14 protein-coding genes, 5 tRNA genes and 1 other annotated feature are annotated in these 18,030 nt (G+C 41.5%); of the genes, 1 reads left to right on the top strand and 18 read right to left on the bottom strand.

Going from position 1 to position 18,030, the window contains the following annotated elements:
- Positions 1 to 12: 12 nt before the first annotated feature.
- From D6856_RS06470 to D6856_RS06460, 3 genes are all read right to left on the bottom strand, one after another.
- Entirely contained in the window at positions 13 to 912 is a 900-nt protein-coding gene (locus D6856_RS06470) for a carbohydrate ABC transporter permease (protein WP_242948184.1), read from the bottom strand.
- An 89-nt stretch (positions 913 to 1,001) separates the two neighbouring features.
- Positions 1,002 to 2,336 carry an ABC transporter substrate-binding protein gene (locus D6856_RS06465; RefSeq protein WP_120686252.1) on the bottom strand — a complete coding sequence of 445 codons (1,335 nt, stop codon included), beginning with the start codon at positions 2,334 to 2,336 and terminating at the stop codon, positions 1,002 to 1,004.
- Positions 2,337 to 2,441: 105 nt separating this feature from the next.
- Complete coding sequence (locus D6856_RS06460) at positions 2,442 to 4,640, bottom strand: alpha-galactosidase (RefSeq protein ID WP_120686251.1); 2,199 nt, start codon at positions 4,638 to 4,640, stop codon at positions 2,442 to 2,444.
- 189 nt (positions 4,641 to 4,829) lie between these two features.
- Here D6856_RS06460 and D6856_RS06455 point away from each other — a divergent pair, with 189 nt between their 5' ends.
- Positions 4,830 to 5,699 (top strand): AraC family transcriptional regulator, encoded by an 870-nt coding sequence (locus D6856_RS06455; protein WP_158588848.1) that lies wholly within the window; start codon positions 4,830 to 4,832, stop codon positions 5,697 to 5,699.
- A 37-nt stretch (positions 5,700 to 5,736) separates the two neighbouring features.
- On the opposite strand, the gene D6856_RS06450 is transcribed toward D6856_RS06455, so the two are convergent.
- The 15 genes from D6856_RS06450 to D6856_RS06380 form a co-directional block, all read right to left on the bottom strand.
- Entirely contained in the window at positions 5,737 to 6,378 is a 642-nt protein-coding gene (locus tag D6856_RS06450) for an SdpI family protein (protein ID WP_120686249.1), read from the bottom strand.
- A complete protein-coding gene (locus tag D6856_RS06445; protein WP_120686248.1) occupies positions 6,368 to 6,649 on the bottom strand; it encodes an autorepressor SdpR family transcription factor in 282 nt (93 codons plus the stop codon). The genes D6856_RS06450 and D6856_RS06445 overlap by 11 nt, the downstream gene beginning before the upstream one ends.
- A gap of 100 nt (positions 6,650 to 6,749) precedes the next feature.
- A complete protein-coding gene (locus tag D6856_RS06440) occupies positions 6,750 to 8,234 on the bottom strand; it encodes a hypothetical protein (RefSeq protein WP_120686247.1) in 1,485 nt (494 codons plus the stop codon).
- 1 nt (position 8,235) lies between these two features.
- Complete coding sequence (locus D6856_RS06435; protein ID WP_120686465.1) at positions 8,236 to 9,168, bottom strand: UbiA prenyltransferase family protein; 933 nt, start codon at positions 9,166 to 9,168, stop codon at positions 8,236 to 8,238.
- Positions 9,169 to 9,368: 200 nt separating this feature from the next.
- The gene (locus D6856_RS06430; protein ID WP_120686246.1) at positions 9,369 to 11,021 is read right to left on the bottom strand and encodes a ribonuclease J; all 1,653 of its coding nucleotides are present in this window, start codon (positions 11,019 to 11,021) and stop codon (positions 9,369 to 9,371) included.
- A gap of 236 nt (positions 11,022 to 11,257) precedes the next feature.
- Positions 11,258 to 12,553 (bottom strand): ATP-binding protein, encoded by a 1,296-nt coding sequence (locus tag D6856_RS06425; RefSeq protein WP_120686245.1) that lies wholly within the window; start codon positions 12,551 to 12,553, stop codon positions 11,258 to 11,260.
- 162 nt (positions 12,554 to 12,715) lie between these two features.
- On the bottom strand, positions 12,716 to 13,771 hold the full coding sequence (locus D6856_RS15445) for a DUF3795 domain-containing protein (protein ID WP_120686244.1): 1,056 nt from the start codon (positions 13,769 to 13,771) through the stop codon (positions 12,716 to 12,718).
- Positions 13,772 to 14,361: 590 nt separating this feature from the next.
- Positions 14,362 to 16,125 carry a threonine--tRNA ligase gene (gene thrS / locus D6856_RS06415; RefSeq protein ID WP_120686243.1) on the bottom strand — a complete coding sequence of 588 codons (1,764 nt, stop codon included), beginning with the start codon at positions 16,123 to 16,125 and terminating at the stop codon, positions 14,362 to 14,364.
- A 96-nt stretch (positions 16,126 to 16,221) separates the two neighbouring features.
- Positions 16,222 to 16,435 (bottom strand) — a binding site (T-box leader).
- Positions 16,436 to 16,489: 54 nt separating this feature from the next.
- On the bottom strand, positions 16,490 to 16,897 hold the full coding sequence (locus D6856_RS06410) for a GNAT family N-acetyltransferase (protein ID WP_120686242.1): 408 nt from the start codon (positions 16,895 to 16,897) through the stop codon (positions 16,490 to 16,492).
- Between the two features lie 19 nt (positions 16,898 to 16,916).
- Complete coding sequence (locus D6856_RS06405) at positions 16,917 to 17,399, bottom strand: GNAT family N-acetyltransferase (protein ID WP_120686241.1); 483 nt, start codon at positions 17,397 to 17,399, stop codon at positions 16,917 to 16,919.
- 120 nt (positions 17,400 to 17,519) lie between these two features.
- Positions 17,520 to 17,605, bottom strand: a tRNA-Leu gene (locus D6856_RS06400).
- Between the two features lie 53 nt (positions 17,606 to 17,658).
- Positions 17,659 to 17,731, bottom strand: a tRNA-Val gene (locus D6856_RS06395).
- A gap of 31 nt (positions 17,732 to 17,762) precedes the next feature.
- A tRNA-Ile gene (locus D6856_RS06390) sits at positions 17,763 to 17,836 on the bottom strand.
- A gap of 13 nt (positions 17,837 to 17,849) precedes the next feature.
- Positions 17,850 to 17,921: transfer RNA gene (locus tag D6856_RS06385), tRNA-Glu, on the bottom strand.
- Positions 17,922 to 17,958: 37 nt separating this feature from the next.
- Positions 17,959 to 18,028 (bottom strand) — tRNA-Asn (locus tag D6856_RS06380).
- Positions 18,029 to 18,030: the final 2 nt, after the last annotated feature.

Here is an 18,030-nt window from a genome sequence, read left to right as displayed (position 1 = left end):
GTCGTCTCCTCCTTAATCGTAATGAACCCATTTCTTTTGTCCGATCAGCTGAACGACCGTAAATACCATGATCACAGCAAGGAGAACCACTACAACAGTTGCTCCGTAGCCGTTTTTACTCTTTTCAAAAGAGTATTTGTAGAACAGGAACACCAGTGACTGAGTCTTTTTCCAAGCGGGATTGTTAAGATCGATGAGCATGTAGATAAGGTCAAATACCTGCATCGCCGCAATTATTCTTGTTACCAGGACAAAAAATATTGTGGGAGAGATAAGCGGTATTGTGATGTTTATAAGCTGCTGCCATCCGTTTGCTCCATCGAGTGATGCTGCCTCGTAATAGTCTCTCGGCACTTCCTGAAGGCCTGCCAAAAACAGGACCATGTTGTAACCGATAACAGACCATATACCTATCACAGCTATTGAATAGATCGCAATGTTGGGATCCGAGATCCAATTAACCTTTATATGAAACGTGTTGTTTATCAGTCCGAAATTCGAGTTGTACAACCATTTCCATACCATAGCGATAGCGGCAGGCGCCACAACCATAGGAAGGAAAAAGATTGTTCTGAAAACGTCACGTCCTTTTATCTTTTTATTGAGCATGACGGCAAGTAAGAGTGCGATAACGATAGAAAAAGGAACTTCAACTACCGCATACTTAAGTGTATTCAATAAAGCCTGCCATACTTCGGTATCTCCAAATACTTTTTTATAATTATCAAGACCTACAAATACATTGCCTTTTCCGAAATCTCCGGTCTTATAAAAGCTCTGTCTGATCGTATCTATCATAGGATAGATGTTTAACACGATAAGTCCGAGCATCGTAGGTAGGATAAAGAGCCATCCCCATATAAATTCACTTTTTTGTCTTGAAGAGATTTTTTTCTTTTCCCGAGTTTTCACAAGATTCTCCTCTCGATCCGAATTCAAAATATTTGAAAGATGCACCCGGGGCTATCCCGAGTGCACCCTTCTTTTTTGGTACTTATATATTACTCTTCAGCAAGAGCAGCATTCATCTCTGCTGCGATATCCTTGCAGACTTCGTCTACAGGCTTTTCACCTGTCCATGCATCCTGAAGCTTTTCGATCATCATGTCTTCCCAAACTGTGGTATCTCTTGAATAAGGTCTGAATACGAGCTTGGAATCAAGCATCTTCATGTGTCCGTTAAGGTCAAATGCCTTAACACTGTTAACCCATGCATCTGATGTTCCGATGTAAGCTGACATTGTTACACCAAGCTCAGCCTGCTTAAGCTGTGCTTCTTTTGATCCGAGGTACTCGATAAGTGACCATGCTGCGTCGATGTTCTTGCCGTTTGCAGCTGCTGCCCATCCAAGTCCGTTGTAGATAGAAACTCTGTCTTCGGGTGACTTTGTGTAAGGAAGAACCGCAACGTCGCAATTTGCTGCTGCGTACTCGTTATCACGATAACCTGCAAGCATCCAAGAGCCGTTGATGGACATTGCTGTCTTACCTGTGCAAAGAAGCTCGTTGGGAGCTGTCTCGGATACAGTTGCAAGATCGGGGCATGAACCCTCAGCGATCATATCGGTAAAGAGCTTAACTGCCTTGATGCTGTTGGGATCGTCCATTCCCGATGTCTTCTTATCATCACTGATAACGTAACCGCCCATTGAATAGATAGTGTTGTAATATCCTTCCTGGTTATTGCCGGGAGCAATAGCATATCCCCAGTGGTCATCGTTTGTAAGCTTCTTTGCTGCTGCAGCGAAGTCATCCCATGTCCATGTGTCATCGGGATAAGCTACGCCCATCTCATCAAAGATAGTCTTGTTGTACCACAGAGCGATAGTATCGATATCCTTAGGTACTGCATACTGCTTGCCGTTTGACTGATAGAGATTAACGATTCCCTCGTAGTAATTCTTCATATCAATCTTATCACTTGCTGCGATCTTGTCCGTAAGATCAAGCAAAAGATCGTTCTCCATGTACTTCTGAGCAACATTAGAATGCATCCAGAACACATCGGGAAGTTCTCCGCCTGTAGCTCCTGCTTCGAGAAGTGTCCAGTAGTTATTCCAGTCAACTACCTGAATGGTAGCCTTGACACCTGACTGTGCGCTCCACTCATCAATAATCTTCTGAAGACCTTCTCTTTGACCTTCGTCCCAGATAGTTACGGAAAGTTCGCCTTCAACACTGTTTCCGATTGACTGCGGTGCATCCGCTTCCGGTGCTGCAGCTTCCTGCGCTGCTTCCGGTGCCGCTTCCTGACCGGGAGCAGACTGAGAGCCGCATCCGATCATCGATAATACAGTAACAGCACTAAGTAAAATGGCAATTACCTTCTTTTTCATGAATCTTCCTCCTTTTTCATACCTTCTCTTTACTGTTTTTTAACCCTGAACCGAATACAATTTCATGAAAAAAATATACTTTTTAGATGTCATTATGTTGTGTAATTATTTAGCTTCGATAACTTCCACATATGAGACGAAGTCCTGTCCCGTAGTAAGGAAGTTTGAATTGAGCTTATTTAAAGTAACTCCCATGTTCATAAGCTCATCGCCGTGATATTCCTCTCCTCTGAGCACATATACAAGATCCTTATCAAGACCCGCAAGCTTAAGGAATCCCGGCAATTGATTTACATTTGCCCTCATGCAATAAAATCCAAGTATTGCTTTCTTTTTATCCTTCGAAACAACCATCCACGCCGCCTGATCTTTTTCAAACGGAGATCTCAATCTGTAAAAAGTACCGAATTGCAAAAGCTCTCTGTTTTCCTTCATAAAGCTTATCTGCTTCTTGACTGTCTCAAATTCATCATCGGTGATGTGATTAAGATCAAGCTCGTAGCCGAAGGTTCCGAAATATGCCACGTTTGCACGTGTATCTATCGATGCGCTGCGTCCCGTCTGCTGGTTCGGAACTGCCGATACATGCGCTCCTATCGAAGAAATCGGATATCCAAAAGAACTACCGTACTGTATCCTTATTCTGTCGATGGCGTCGGTGTTATCGGAGCACCAAGCCTGAGGCGCATAATAAAGCATGCCCGCATCAAATCTGTTTCCGCCCGATGAACATGATTCAAATAAAATCTCAGGGAAATCGTTTCTAAGTCTCTCATATAAACTATAAACACCCATTATATATTTGTGATATACCATTCCCTGCTCATCTGCGGGTAAATCCGCATTATAGACCTCTGTCAGAGATCTGTTCATATCCCATTTAATATAGCTTATAGGCCCACTACCCATGACCTTCTTAAGCATGCCGTAGATATAGTCGACAACTTCATCCTTGGAATAATCAAGCACATATTGATGTCTTCCAAGCGATGATTTCCTTCCGGGAGTGCCAAGCACCCATTCGGGATGTCTTCTGTAAAGATTACTGTCGGGATTGACCATCTCAGGCTCGATCCAGAAGCCGAACTTCATTCCCAGTGCACTTATCTTATTTGCAAGCCCCGCCATTCCCTGAGGAAGCTTCTTGGGATTTTCAATCCAGTCTCCAAGTCCCGCATAGTCATCATTTCTTTCACCAAACCATCCGTCATCAAGAACAAACATCTCGACTCCGGCCTGACTTGCCTTCTCAGCGATCTCGAGAATTCTCTTTTCATCAAAATCCATGAAGGTCGCTTCCCAGTTGTTGATAAGGATAGGTCTGGGCGTATTCTTCCATTTGCCTCTCACAAGATTATTGTTATAAAGCTCGTGGTAAGTTTGGCTCAGATCATTAAGACCTTCACTCGTCCTTGCTATAACAACCTCGGGAGTTTCAAATTCCTCGCCTTCTTTTAATACCCAAGTAAATCTGTCGGGATTGATACCCATAAGTAGTCTCAAGCGTCCGAATGTATTGCCTTCTGCCTTCGCAAGGAAGTTTCCGCTGTATACAAATGACATTCCGATCGCTTCACCTTCGAAGTCATCTGTATTAGGTCTTTTTATGATAACGAAAGGATTCTGATTGGCGCTTGATACGCCGCGCTTACTTTCTATCGATATCGATCCTTCCGAGATCTTCTTGGTCACAGGGATTCTTTCTCTCGCCCATGCCCCCGAAAACTGCATCCATTCATAGTCCTGATCCGGAAGATCTATACAAGCACTGAGTGCTCTCGTTATTTTTTTTACGTCCGATCCGATGTTCTTAAACACTGCATGCCTTGCTATCACCGGATAATTCTCAAATATTGTGTATGAAAGAGTCATCGCCATCTTGGCAACTTCATCCTCAAGATATACCTCAAGGGTCATAGCCTCGTCCTGCCCTGCGTATGTTGCGGGAAGGCCCTTAAGCGGTGTCTTTCCTTTTATTATCTTATGATCTTTATAGACAAAAGAGCTGACTCTCGATCCGTTCTCCTGCTCAATCTCGAAAGCCTGTGTTCCGAAATCCGTAAGCCCGAAAGAAGGATATTCCTGACGGTTAAGTTCCATGGAATAGGACTCGGTGTCCGGATCCATCGCTACATTTGCAAGTCCGAAACGGTTTACAACGTATGACATATCCTCCTTATCATGTATGCGATTTCCGAAGTATATGCTTCCCAGATCTCCTAAAGGAGTAACTCCCATGATGTAGCTGATCTTGTCGTTATACAAATGATATTGTCGTGATTTGTTATGCCATATTATGTCCATTCGTAAAACCTTTCCTTAAGCATTAAGTGTTAACGTTTAAATCTATCAATTATAATCGGTTCAGGGTGACTTAAGTATATCTGATGAGATTTCTTTTCAAAATGGCATTCTTTGATTTTGGGATGTCAAAATGTGACTTGCTTTTTGGAAAATGATATTATATATATTACTAAAAGAGGAGGAATGCTTATGGCGGGCAGACTTGACGGATGTGATTTTTGTAAGTTCGTAAACTACGAGGATTCTGACGATTTCTACATGTACGAAGTAGGTAGAAACAAGTGCGATCCTCTCTATTCTTATGAGCATTTTGTAAGAAACAGGATCATTCTGCATTTTATCATAAAGGGAAAAGGGATACTTAGTGTAAACGATTGTCAGTACGATATTCATGAGCATCAGATATTTCTTATTCCGGACAACACCAGGTCTTTTTACCAAGCAGACAAGGACGATCCTTGGGAATATATCTGGATCCATATCGGCGGCCCCAAGATTCCTCAGATATTAAAAGCAGCGGGACTGACTCCCGATAATCCGGTATATACGCCTCTTGATCACTCCAAGCAAATCGAAGACCTCGCCATGGACATTTTAAAGCACTATAAAAGGCAGTATTACTGCGTAGGCAATCTTTATAAGATATGCGATTACATGATCGAGAACTCCTCTGCCAAGCAGGAAAAAGAAAAGAACAATACCCTTTTGTATGTAAAAAATGTTATAAATTATATCCAGCTCAAGTACTCAGAGCCAATTAAGATCGACACCATTGCCATGTCCCTCGGACTTAACAGAAGCTATCTCACTCGTCTTTTTAAAGAAGCTACAGGTTACTCGCTTCAAGAATATCTTCTTACGTACAGAATGAAGATGGCCGTCAAATTCCTTGAGGACGCCACTATCAATATCAATGAGATCGCTATGAGAGTCGGCTACGGTGATACATTCACCTTCTCCAAAGCTTTTAAAAGACACTTCGGTAGCGCCCCCACAGAATATCGTAAAACACTGCTAAAAGACAGCATTGCTTCATTGGCAAAGCTGAAAGAATCATAAACAAAGGCGACTGCATTCACTGCAGCCGCCTTATTTTTTAATTTTCTTCTTTTGATCTTTTGTAGATCATGTACGAGTAAACCGACGGGATAAGAAACATCAACATAAAAGTCGTAAACAGCACATACATTCCCCATTTAAAGAAACTGCTTATCATAATTACGATCCCGCCTATAACCCAGACGAATCCGCCCAGCCTGTGCGTCTTATTCCAGTTATCTTCACTTTCAAGCGTCCAGGGAAGCTTTATTCCCATCATATAACTCTGCTTTGTTTTCGGTAAGTAATTACCGATGAAAACAAACAACAATCCCACAAATAACGGTGTGATCACCTGAATATAAGTATCCACTTCAAATCCGGATGCTAGAGTTGCACTTGAACACAGGATCGAAACTAACGGTATGGTCCAGAATACAACTGTTTTAAGCTTGTCATTCATGTTCTCGTACTTCGGATCAAGTCTCATCAAAAGGGGGAGCAATACATTCACAAGCAGTAAAACTGCAGGGAAAACAATGGCCCCCACAAATTTACTTGAATATCCGTTTGGCGTTCCCGAAAAATCCCAGTGCGTAGTAATCTGATCCGGCAAGCTCGGATACAGTATTATTCCGACGATTATGGGGATAAGACACACAATCGATGTAATTATCAAAGTCTTTTTATTATCCTTCATTGGTCTCACTATCTCCTTTCAGATCGCATATCCACATCATGACTTCTTCCAACACGGAAGCATTAAGACTGTAATATATAAAGTTCTTCTGCTTACTTTCCGTTATCAGTCCCGCCTTCTTAAGCTGCGACAAATGATGTGATATCGTCGCTCCGGTCATATCAAAATGTTCACCGATCTCCCCTGCGGATAATGTATTATCCTTTAGCAGGTTCAATATAGTTCGCCTTGTAGGATCGGACAATGCTTTCATTGTTTCGTTAAAGCCCATCCTATGCACCTCCAATGTATTTAGATGTTTATCTAAATAAAATATACCCCTCGGCGCATTAGGTGTCAAGGGGTATTTAGAAATTTATCTAAATAATATTTTACTGTCTTTTTTTATAGAGATAATACTCTTCTTCGTGATCGGTTTCCTTGTACTCATAGACATTTACAAGGTCATAATTAAGGCCAATGAATTCCGGCTCGAAATCTGTCGCAAGGACAAAGTCCGTTCTTCCTTCTTTTATGTACTTCTTCTGTTCTTCAAACATCTTCTCAAGACCGATACCGTTGGTCTGGAAATACTCACACGTCGGCTTGATACCCGTTACAGTATATAATCCCGGGTCGATTGAATTTACTTCCAAAAGAGTGTCCGTCTCCGACAGCTCTTTTGCCGCCGCTAAAAGCCACATATCGTCTGCGGAATACTTTCTATACTCAGCATTCATCGTATTATTTGCAGCAAAGACAGTACTTATGACCATTACTAAAGCCGCAACAGCAGCATAGATATGACCTGAAACTGTCTTATCACGCTTTTGCAGCGCGGAATTTATGAGCTTTCCAAGATATGCAACTCCCGGAACCGCCAAAACCATAAGCGGTATTGAGTAGTATGCAAGCTTGTTTCCGCCAATAAAGATCACAAAGTAAGTACATGCGAAAATGAAAAGCAGCGCGATCCTTCTAAGTATGCCCTTTTCTCCAAACAAATGCAGGATAATGCCTGTGATTATCCATATGAAATAAGAAAAGCTATCTCTGATCAGCCAGTATAAGGTCTTTGTTATCTCATATATTTTCTTCAAAAAGCTGTAGTTTTCATCCGATGCCTGACTGTAGAAAAAGATATTGTTATAAACATAGCACCTATACCAATCATCCAGACTGTTTGTAAATAAGAAATAGATCAGCCATGGTATGGATGGGATCACCGCAAAAATGACAAACCTGATCGCCATTTTCACTGAAGTTCCAAATCCGCTTTTCATCCATATACAAGCAAAGGCAATGATAAACCATGCAAAGAAAAAGCCGAGCATAGTGTATTTGACCTGTGCAACGACACCTGCGCATATGCCCGATACTGCGAAGATCCGGTTACGGCTCTTTTCCTCTATCTCTTCACATAATAATTTATCCAGATAGTATAAAGAGATCATCAAAAGCGGCAGACAGAACTCCTCCGCTGCGCCGCCCCAGTAAAAACTCCATGAAGAATAAGCTGCTGCGCCGATGACCGGCACTAACACAAATGCCATATTTCTGCTGCTTTTTCTTTCTATAAGCTTTCCTGCAAAATAAAGAAAAACTGTAGCAGCTATGATCTCAAAAATAAAAACGCCAAAGAAGGATTTTTTTGAAATGAGATACGCAAACCCGTACAGCAAGTAGAGAAACGGCCCCTTCTGATCATAGAGATCTCTATAGATCACAAAGCCGTTCATCATGCCTTTTCCCATCGTAAAGTAGCTGTTGGCATCATCCCAGTTATTGCACACAAAAAGAATTGATGACCTTGTGGTAAACAACAATATGACAAATGCACAGATAAAGCTCCACGCAATAAGTGTGTATTTCTTCATCCTAAACCTCCACGTGGATGAGTGCCTCTGATGTCAGCTTGTGCAAAAACGGCATATCTACAAACGAGCAGAACAATACCGCCAAAATAAACAGAAGGACCAGCCACATAAGCCTTTTTTCTTTGTACAGCTTCTCGGGCTTTTGTACCGCTGAATCATCATCCAGTGACATTGCCAGATAATATGCATAGATCAAAAACATTACAGGGGTAACAAAAATATATTCGATCCTGTATTTGATCATGAAAACGCCAATGCAAAACGTCGAGATCAGTGCATAGAACAGCGCAGATGCCAAAAGCTTTTTTTCCGTATATATGACAAAAGATCTCCTGTACAGACCTGCAAGCTGTTTATCGCCTATCATGCGGTATTCCGCAAATCTCTTTGTCGCCATAAGGAATGCTCCGGCCATCCAATAACCAATGAGAACGCTTGAAGGCGGAACGGAATCTCCTGTAACTATGAACCATCCCATCATCAATCTAAGCATGTTATTTATTGATTCCGAAAGCACATCAACATAAGGAATGTCCTTGGTCCTAAAGGGTTTAACATTATACAAAAGTCCCATGATCAAAAGAACTAACGCTGTGATAAAGAACAGCTTATTTACTAACCATGAAAATACAAGCCCTATTATCGCAAATAAAAAGTATTCGACCATAACTAATTTAAAAGACATGTTTTCTGTAACTACAGGACGGTTCTTCTTGGTTGGATGGTACTTATCATACGGCGCATCAAGCCACTCATTTATCACATAATTGGCGCTGGCAATAAAGCAGGTTCCCAAAAAGCCTAATACAAAACCTGCCAAGCCGATCTCTTTATAAGATACGTCTGTGATCAGAACGGCTATTACCATTCCGGGAAGGATAAAGAGCTGCTTTATCCAATGATCAAGACGTGCGATTTTAAGATATTTATTCATAGCATTTTCCTCACAAACAAAAAAGGCAGAATACGAAAAAAAGAGCATAAAAAATGCTCATTTCTCGTATTCTGCCACTCATATACTTCTCTTTTCACGATCCGGGCTACTCGTTCTTAAGATAAACGACATAGTCCATATCATAAAAGCTCTACCTTACGGCTGTATAGTGTAACAAATTCATTTTTTCTAAGTTCGTATTATAACACAACTTCGGTGATCATAACAATAACCACAGGAGATTTACCACACATTGAAAAGATGTTATCTTCTGCGCTCTTTCGGATACCCTCAATGACACGGTCATCTCTGACCCCTTGGCCCAAGAATCTTGCGTACTCCTTAAGTGCCAATGCCTTTATTTTTTCCGAAAGCTCTTTTTGGATCTTTTCGCCCATAAAACCACAGCATTCTATTCGAATGTCAGATACACATCTTCCGGTTTTCTTTTCAACGCAAAGTTCAATGATAACAGCGCCGGATTCTGACAGGCTCTGTCTTTCATGGATTATCGAAGTGTCGATCCTGCTCTTCTCATATCCGTCTACAAGGATATCACTTAGCTTGATCCTATCTGTAACCTTACATGTTTCATCAGTCACTTCAACAACATCACCATTGTTGATCAGCAAGACATTTTCAGATGGTACGCCCACCTCGCATGCTATCTTTTTCGCTTCTCTTCTGGAACGGTATTCGCCGTGAGCCGGAATGACAAATTTGGGATGCAATATCTTATACAACAGCTTCAGTTCCTCAGAGCATGCATGACCGGTAGCATGTAGATCCTGGACCTGTACTATCGCACCCTTTTCCTCAAGACTATTCAAGGTACGGTTAAATACTACCTCATTACCATGGATCGCTACGGAACTGAAAAGAATGACATCATTCTTATTGATCTTGATCAGCTCATGATCTCCTGCCGCGATACCTGCTATACATTGAACAGATTCACCTGGGTTACCGGTAGTTACGATGACAAGTTCTTCTGCTGGATACTCATTCATCAGATTGATATCCAACAAAATATCATCATCAACATCTATATATCCCAATTTTCTTGCGATCGCAAAAACGCCCAGCATCAGCTCTCCTTCGAGAACAACCTTCCTTCCGTAGGCCTTACTGAGATTTATGATCTGCTGGATACGATCCATATTGGTCGCAAACGTCACAATGATAAGCCTGTTCTTGCTGTACAGATTATAGAACCTTCCAAGATGCTCGTAAACGCGCAGCTCAGAACTTGAAGTTCCTTCCTGCAACGCATTGGTACTGTCGGAAAGAACCGCAAGCACACCTTTTGATCCAAGCACCGAAAGCCTTGCTATATCTCCCGTCGTTCCAACAACCGGCGACATATCCATCTTAAAATCTCCCGTGTGAATGATCGTTCCGCAAGGAGTGTAGATTGCCAGCATTACAGAATCGGGGATACTGTGATTGGCCCTGATAAATTCTATCTTAAAGTCGCCAACTATTATCGTGTTCCCCTGCTTGACCGCCTTCGTCTTTACATCTTTTACCCCGAAATCTTTGATCCTTTTTTCTACTATACCGATCGTCAAAGGCGTTCCGTAGATAGGTGCCTTTATCTCCGATGAAATATAAGGGATCGCACCTATATGATCTTCATGACCGTGTGTCAGTATTATCCCTTTGAACTTATCAATATTTCTTTTGATGTATGTCACATCCGGTATCATTGCCGTTACTCCGGGCATATTATCCGGCGGAAAAGACATTCCGCAATCAATAACAATAATACTGTCATCAGACTCAACAAGAGTCATGTTCATACCTATTTTGTCAAACCCACCAAGAGGAATTATTTTTATCGAATCATTCATAGCAACTATCCTTATACTTTATTATGCTCACTTATCATTCATCAGTTATTTTTATATAATCTCTTATAATCTTACCATAAAAAGAGGCTGTAAACTCAGATAAACTCTAAACTTACAGCCAATCACATTACTGCCGGCGACCGGGATCGAACTTTTCGGGATTCCACAAAGCCGCAGAGAAAGGGGACTAGCCGACCTCGTCTCTTTTATGGACCACTTTGTGGACCACTTTAATACTATTTAAAAATATTTTCATCTAAAAGGAATTGCTCTATTCCAAGATAGACAATTCCGTTTTCATCCTGCCACGGCTTTAGATAATCCCTTACAACCACAATCTTGCTGAAAGAATCTGGTATACGCTTTAAAGAAGCAATCTCCTGCTCTTTTTTCTCCGAATCCGCTATGGACAATGCCGATTGTACATAGAATCTTTTTTCACCTTTATTAACAACAAAATCCACCTCAAGTTGTTTCCGAACTTTCTTTCCATCAGGATCCTTCGTATTATATTCTACCACTCCGACATCAACATTCATGCCTCTTCGTATCAGGTCATTGTACAGCACGTTTTCCATAATGTGGGTTTCCTCCAGCTGTCTGAATCCCAGCCTTGCATTCCGAAGCCCAAGATCCGTGTAATAATACTTTGCCGGAGTCCCGATATACTTCCTGCCTTTTACGTCATATCTAACTGCCTTTTTAATCAGGAATGATTCTTCAAAATAACCGATATATTTTTCAATCGTTTCAGAGCCAATGGCAATTTGCCTCTCACTCTTAAAAGTATTAGACAATTTAGTCGGATTGGTGAGGGAACCAATTCCCGATGCCAAAATGTCCAACAGAATAGACAGTACTTCCGCATCATTCTTTATTTCATGACGTTCCAAGACATCTTTAATATATGTCCTATCAAAAAGATCTTTCAGATAACGGCTCTTTTCTTCATGTTTTTCAAGCGCAGTTGCAAGAGGCATGCCTCCGTAAGTGTAATAATCCTGCCATGCACCGCGTTTGTCGTCCTCATATTCATTATAGAATTCCGCAAAAGAAAGGGGATACACCCGTATCTCATCACCTCTGTCCCTAAACTGCGTCAGGATATCGGAAGACAGCATTTTGGAATTACTTCCTGTCACATATACATCTGCGTTTTTCATTTGCATAAAGCCCAGAACCACATCAATAAATGTTATCTTGGCATCTGGATTATCTACATAGGGATTTTGTATTTCGGAAACAAACTGAATCTCATCTATTAGGATATAATACTTTTTTCCATCTTCGGTCATACGTTCCCTGACGTATTTATCAAGTTCGATCGGATTACGATACTTTGCATTCTCCAACACATCCAATGCCAAAGCAATGATATGGTCCTCTTGAACTCCTTCACTTATAAGCCAATCGCGGTACAACTGAAAAAGCAGGACAGACTTACCGCTTCTGCGAAGCCCAGTTATTATTTTTATCCGTCCATTGTCCTTCTTAGATATTATCTTGTTCAGATATTGTTCCCTAGGATACATGCGCAATCACCTCATGATTTTTTTGCGGATAACCGCACTTATTTCACATATAGCATATCCCTATCCTCCCGCATTGTCAATTTCATACATGATTTTTTTGCGGATAACCGCATTTTTTTCATGTGCCGATGTGATATATAAAAAAGCATCTTATATCCATTCCTATCTGTTTTCTTCAAGGAGCTTTAATCCCTCATCCAGGTCATACCCAAGTATTTCCTGAATCTTCTGAAAATCATACTTCTTATGCAGATTATCAAGAACGGCTGCCAATTCCTTCTTGCCATGCTTATGAATGAACATTGCCATAGCTTTCACTGCATTTGCATCACTTCCATTTGAATAAAAGCCTATCATACAGCCTGCCAGATTATCACAATCATAACACCCATCAAGGCCTTTTCCCTTACAACACGTAGCGTTGGGGCAAGTTCTGTCAGGGCAGCAGGTCGCGTAGGAACAAGTATTATAGGATGTCCTACAGCCGCCACACCATTCTTTCAAAAAGCAATGATTACAGGAAAGTCCACAGTATGCTATGGGATCTACGCCTTTCCTTGCCTTACGACATAGCTCGTTCTTAATCCGGCACATTGCTTCGACGTGCATGATCCAGTGTCTGGAGAAAGGCATCTGAATCAGTCCTTTAATATCCTTTCCGCACCAATAATCGATCAGCCAGAATGCATCTTCATCCTTACTAACTGTTCTGGTTTCGATAATCCTTTCCCTGTCATCATCAGTAATCTTCCTCTTTAGGTCTTTGTATTGCAGATCTTTAAGCAGCTCATTTGTTGAATCCATCACTGTCCTGCAATAATCATACAAAGCTCTCACATCGAGTTTTGCAGAAAACTCCGCGATTTCCTCTCCTTTCAGCTCATTGCCTGTGGTGATGATAGGACTGTTTATCCTGTGAAGCCAATCATCCGTAAAGAGGATTTGACTGTCCTGCGATATCAGTGTATGTGCCACAATATCCTCAATCCGAAATATATGCCACAGGGAATACCCAAGAGTCTTGCTGTGATACCCCTTCGCTCCTGCAAAAGGCATCAGGTAAAAGGCTTCTTTCGGGTATGTATTAACAATTGATGTTATCTGACCAAAAAGCTCTTCTCTTAGCTCAAGCAGAACTTTAATCCCTTCATCAAAGCTCCCTTTCTTTCCGATCAGAGATTGCATTTTCTTGTTTTTTTCTGACCATTCCTTATTCATATCGATTCACTCCTTCAGCAGTGCGTACATCTACACAGTACCCCTTATGAAACCATCCCACTTATATTATTAAGCCTACCATGTAACACTAAAAAAGTCCTCACCCACACAGATAATATCCCAAATTTCACTGAATCTATATGAAAACGAATCCTTTGTTTTTAATACAAAAAAGAGCTGTAAACCCAGATAATATTTAAGTTTACAGCCATTTTATTACTGCCGGCGACCGGGCTCGAACTTTTAGTGGTCTCGCAAAGCCGCATAGAAAGGAGCTTCGCCGACCCCGCCTTTCTTTTGTACCAAATTTGTACCACTTTCGTATAGCTCAAATCCTCTTGAATACTGAATAAAATGAGAATATGGTTATACCACTTTACATGAGCCCTTCATAATATGATTTTATCATTTCCTGAGATACTGGAACTTTATAGTCCTTAAGCTCAGCGTAGATCAACTCGGTCAGTTTCAATAGATTTGTCAATCTCCCTGAACCAGTGCAACAATCTTATTGCACTCTAGACTGACTTTCACTATGTAATCCAATACATTTTGCCTATCCTGCGGACTAAATATACTATTCATCTTAATCATCTACTCCTTCTTATCAAACCTATGAAATCAGCCAACTCCATCTCACCCATTTCCTGCTTATCTGCTTCAGCGTCACGCTGTCTGATAGATACAAGATGACTAGCCTTTTCTTTTTCCCCGACTATGATCATATAAGGAACCTTCTGCATTCTTGCTTCACGGATCTTAAAGCCAAGCTTTTCATCGCGATTGTCAAGCTCTGCGCGTATCCCTTCCTCATAGAATTTTGCCATGATCTCTTTTGCATAATCGTGGTATTTATCAGATACCGGCAACACTTTAGCCTGTACTGGTGAAAGCCAAACGGGGAACTTTCCTGCATAATGCTCAATCAAAATCCCCATGAAGCGGTCAATCGAGCCAAATACAACTCTGTGAAGCATGATCGGTCTATGTTTCTCGCCGTCTTCACCAATGTAATCAAGGTCAAATCGCTGAGGAAGCTGGAAATCAAGCTGTATTGTTCCGCACTGCCATGTTCTTCCAATGGAATCTTTTACGTGGAAATCAAGCTTAGGGCCATAGAAAGCGCCATCACCTTCATTGATCTTATATGGTTTTCCCACTCCTTCTACTGCCGCCTTAAGAGACTCTGTCGCCAGCTCCCAGTCCTCATCACTTCCTATTGAATTCTCCGGTCTTGTGGATAGCTCTATCTCATAAGGAAATCCAAACTTGGAATAAACCTCATCTATAAGTCTCATAACACCCTGAATCTCAGATAAAACCTGATCTTCACGCATAAAAATATGTGCATCATCCTGTGTAAAGCATCTTGCCCTCATGAGGCCGTGCAGAGTCCCGGACTTTTCTGCTCTGTGGACAATTCCAAGTTCCCCACATCTGATTGGAAACTCCCTGTATGAATGAGGCTTTGATTTATAAACCAGCATGCCTCCAGGACAGTTCATGGGTTTGATGGCATAATCCACATCATCAACGCTTGTCACATACATATTATCTCTGTAATGTTCCCAATGGCCTGACCTTTCCCAAAGTGACTTTGTCAGCATTATTGGTGTGGATATCTCCTGATAGCCTTCACGGACATGGATTTTTCTCCAGTAATCAATCAGCAGATTCTTAAGTATAAGGCCCTTTGGGAAATAGAAAGGAAGTCCAGGGCCTTCATCCATCAATGCGAACAACTCCAGCTCTTTTCCCAGTACTCTGTGATCCCTTGCCTTTGCCTCCTCAAGCTGATGAAGATAATCATCCATCATAGATGCCTTTGGAAAAGAGATTCCGTATATCCTTGTAAGCATCTTATTATGTTCATCCCCACGCCAGTATGCCCCTGCAACTGAGAGGAGCCTGACTGCCTTTATGTGACTTACATTAACGATATGAGGGCCGGCGCAGAACTCCGCATAGTCACCCTGTTTGTAAAAAGATATTACTTCGCCCTCAGGAAGCTCCCTTATCATCTCAAGCTTAAACGGCTCATTTGCATTCTCCATATAGAAAAGAGCGTCTTTCTTAGGCAGCTCATACACCTGAAGTGACAAGGATTCCTTGATGATTCTGCGCATTTCTCTTTCTATTGCGCCAAGGTCTTCTTCGTTAAAAGAAAAGCCAAAATCAAAGTCATAGTAGAATCCATTTTCAATTGCTGGTCCTATAGCACACTTTGCCTGTGGATAAAGCCGCTTAACAGCCTGTGCCAGAACATGGGCACTTGTATGCCAGAAAGCCTCCTTTCCCTCCTTTTCATCAAAAGATACTTCCATTACCTGACCATCTCTTTGTAATACTTTCATAATGTGTTGCTCCTTTCGTAAAAAGAATTATTAGTATCTGCAACAACATAAGAAATAGTGTCAAAAAATAAAAAAGCACCCAAAAGATCCACTGATCTTAAGGGTGCATTATGCACGGTTCCACCTTAACTTTTTACTTCAGATTCTAACAAATCCTATCCTTTGACGCAGGCATACGGCAACGCTTACTGTTGTTCAGCATTGCAGCTCAGGAATGGTTTTCGTCTGTTATCCTCATAAATGACTTCCACCAAGTGTCACTCTCTCTGGATGATTCATCACAAACTACTCTTTCCGTCAACGCTTTTCTTATGTTATTGAAATGATTCTAGCAAAGATCATCTTATAATGTCAACACTCACTTCTAGCATTCTATATATTTAGTCATTCCACGGCTCTTCGAAAATCCGAATCTCTCATAAAAGCCTTCCTTACCCTCTGCAGCAGTAAGACCAACGCTTGTGAAATTCCCCTTTTCAGTGTGTTCTGCTATATATTCCAAAAGCTTATTTACTATGGCAGTTCCAATTCCTTTGCCTTGATACTCCGGAAGTACTACTATCTCCTGAAGATACCAGTACATAACTCCATCGCCAACAAGTCGCCCCATTCCAACTACTTCATCATCTACTAGAGCCACCACATCATAGAGATTATTCTTAAGCGCTCTTTCGACAAATTTTGTCGGTCTTTCTCTAAAACCTGCAGAAATCTTCAACCTAATAAAATCTTCAGCCTTAAGCTTATTTTCTAAGAGCTTATACTCTAACATAATGAAACATCCCCTTTATTCATAATTTCAGAGTTGCAATCAATTCCTCTCCATCCATTTCGCCTGTTTCTTCAAATCCAAAGGATGCATAAAGTTCCTTCGCTACTACATTCTCAGGCTCATAAGACAACCAGCAGTAATCCGCCTTTCCACAGGGAAATGTCCTGATAAATTCAAGCGCAAGCTCGACAGCTTTTCTTCCATATCCTTTATGCTGATACCTCTGATCTATCATCAGCCTCCAAAGGTTGTAATTGCCATTCGCGATATCCGGTGCATCATCCCAGTAATCGTCTTTGTCAAAACCAATCATAAGAAACCCCACAAGCTGCTCATCATCGTATATCCCAAATGGAAAAGCATAACCATTTGCAGTTATAGTCGTATAAGCTTCTATGATACAAACGTCATTACTGGCAACAAACTCTCTTTGATCTTCTTTTACAGAAAGCCTCAGAGCATCCCAGACATTTTTACCATTTATACTCTCGAGTCTTACCAAGATGCCTTACCTCCTTATAAGTCAAAAGAATTACCACATTTTAAAATCTACACAACATCAATGATAACACAAAAAAGCCGTAAGCATAGATAAATTCTACACTTACAGCCTTTTAATTACTGCCGGCGACCGGGATCGAACCGGTACGGGTATTACTACCCACGGGATTTTAAGTCCCGGGCGTCTGCCAGTTCCGCCACGCCGGCATCTTTATCATGTTATGATAAAAAATACGCGATATGCGCTAACATATCGCGGATGGGGCCTACAGGGCTCGAACCTGTGACCCTCTGCTTGTAAGGCAGATGCTCTCCCAGCTGAGCTAAGACCCCTTAAAATTAAACTGGGTAATTAAACAAAAAATGGAGCTTCAGGGACTTGAACCCGGGACCGACCGGTTATGAGCCGGTTGCTCTAACCAACTGAGCTAAAGCTCCTGAAAACTAAAAGTGACTCCGACGAGAATCGAACTCGTGTTACCGCCGTGAAAGGGCGATGTCTTGACCGCTTGACCACGGAGCCTTATTCTTAGACCGCAGTTACAGTCTTCACTTTTTAGCTCCCCCTGTCGGACTCGAACCAACGACACTTCGGTTAACAGCCGAATGCTCTACCGACTGAGCTAAGGAGG

The organism is Butyrivibrio sp. XB500-5 (assembly GCF_003625505.1).
Lineage (GTDB): Bacteria > Bacillota > Clostridia > Lachnospirales > Lachnospiraceae > Butyrivibrio.
The sequence above is the reverse complement of the archived record's forward strand: the minus strand, read 5'-3'. Positions and strand labels throughout refer to the sequence as shown.

Bases quoted from the DNA above. Each gene is read 5' to 3' on its own strand.
- D6856_RS06465 (WP_120686252.1), bottom strand. From the start codon at position 2,336: ATGAAAAAGAAGGTAATTGCCATTTTACTTAGTGCTGTTACTGTATTA.
- D6856_RS06460 (WP_120686251.1), bottom strand. From the start codon at position 4,640: ATGGACATAATATGGCATAACAAATCACGACAATATCATTTGTATAAC.
- D6856_RS06455 (WP_158588848.1), top strand. From the start codon at position 4,830: ATGGCGGGCAGACTTGACGGATGTGATTTTTGTAAGTTCGTAAACTAC.
- D6856_RS06450 (WP_120686249.1), bottom strand. From the start codon at position 6,378: ATGAAGGATAATAAAAAGACTTTGATAATTACATCGATTGTGTGTCTT.
- D6856_RS06445 (WP_120686248.1), bottom strand. From the start codon at position 6,649: ATGGGCTTTAACGAAACAATGAAAGCATTGTCCGATCCTACAAGGCGA.
- D6856_RS06440 (WP_120686247.1), bottom strand. From the start codon at position 8,234: ATGAAGAAATACACACTTATTGCGTGGAGCTTTATCTGTGCATTTGTC.
- D6856_RS06435 (WP_120686465.1), bottom strand. From the start codon at position 9,168: ATGAATAAATATCTTAAAATCGCACGTCTTGATCATTGGATAAAGCAG.
- D6856_RS06430 (WP_120686246.1), bottom strand. From the start codon at position 11,021: ATGAATGATTCGATAAAAATAATTCCTCTTGGTGGGTTTGACAAAATA.
- D6856_RS06425 (WP_120686245.1), bottom strand. From the start codon at position 12,553: ATGTATCCTAGGGAACAATATCTGAACAAGATAATATCTAAGAAGGAC.
- D6856_RS15445 (WP_120686244.1), bottom strand. From the start codon at position 13,771: ATGAATAAGGAATGGTCAGAAAAAAACAAGAAAATGCAATCTCTGATC.
- thrS (WP_120686243.1), bottom strand. From the start codon at position 16,125: ATGAAAGTATTACAAAGAGATGGTCAGGTAATGGAAGTATCTTTTGAT.
- D6856_RS06410 (WP_120686242.1), bottom strand. From the start codon at position 16,897: ATGTTAGAGTATAAGCTCTTAGAAAATAAGCTTAAGGCTGAAGATTTT.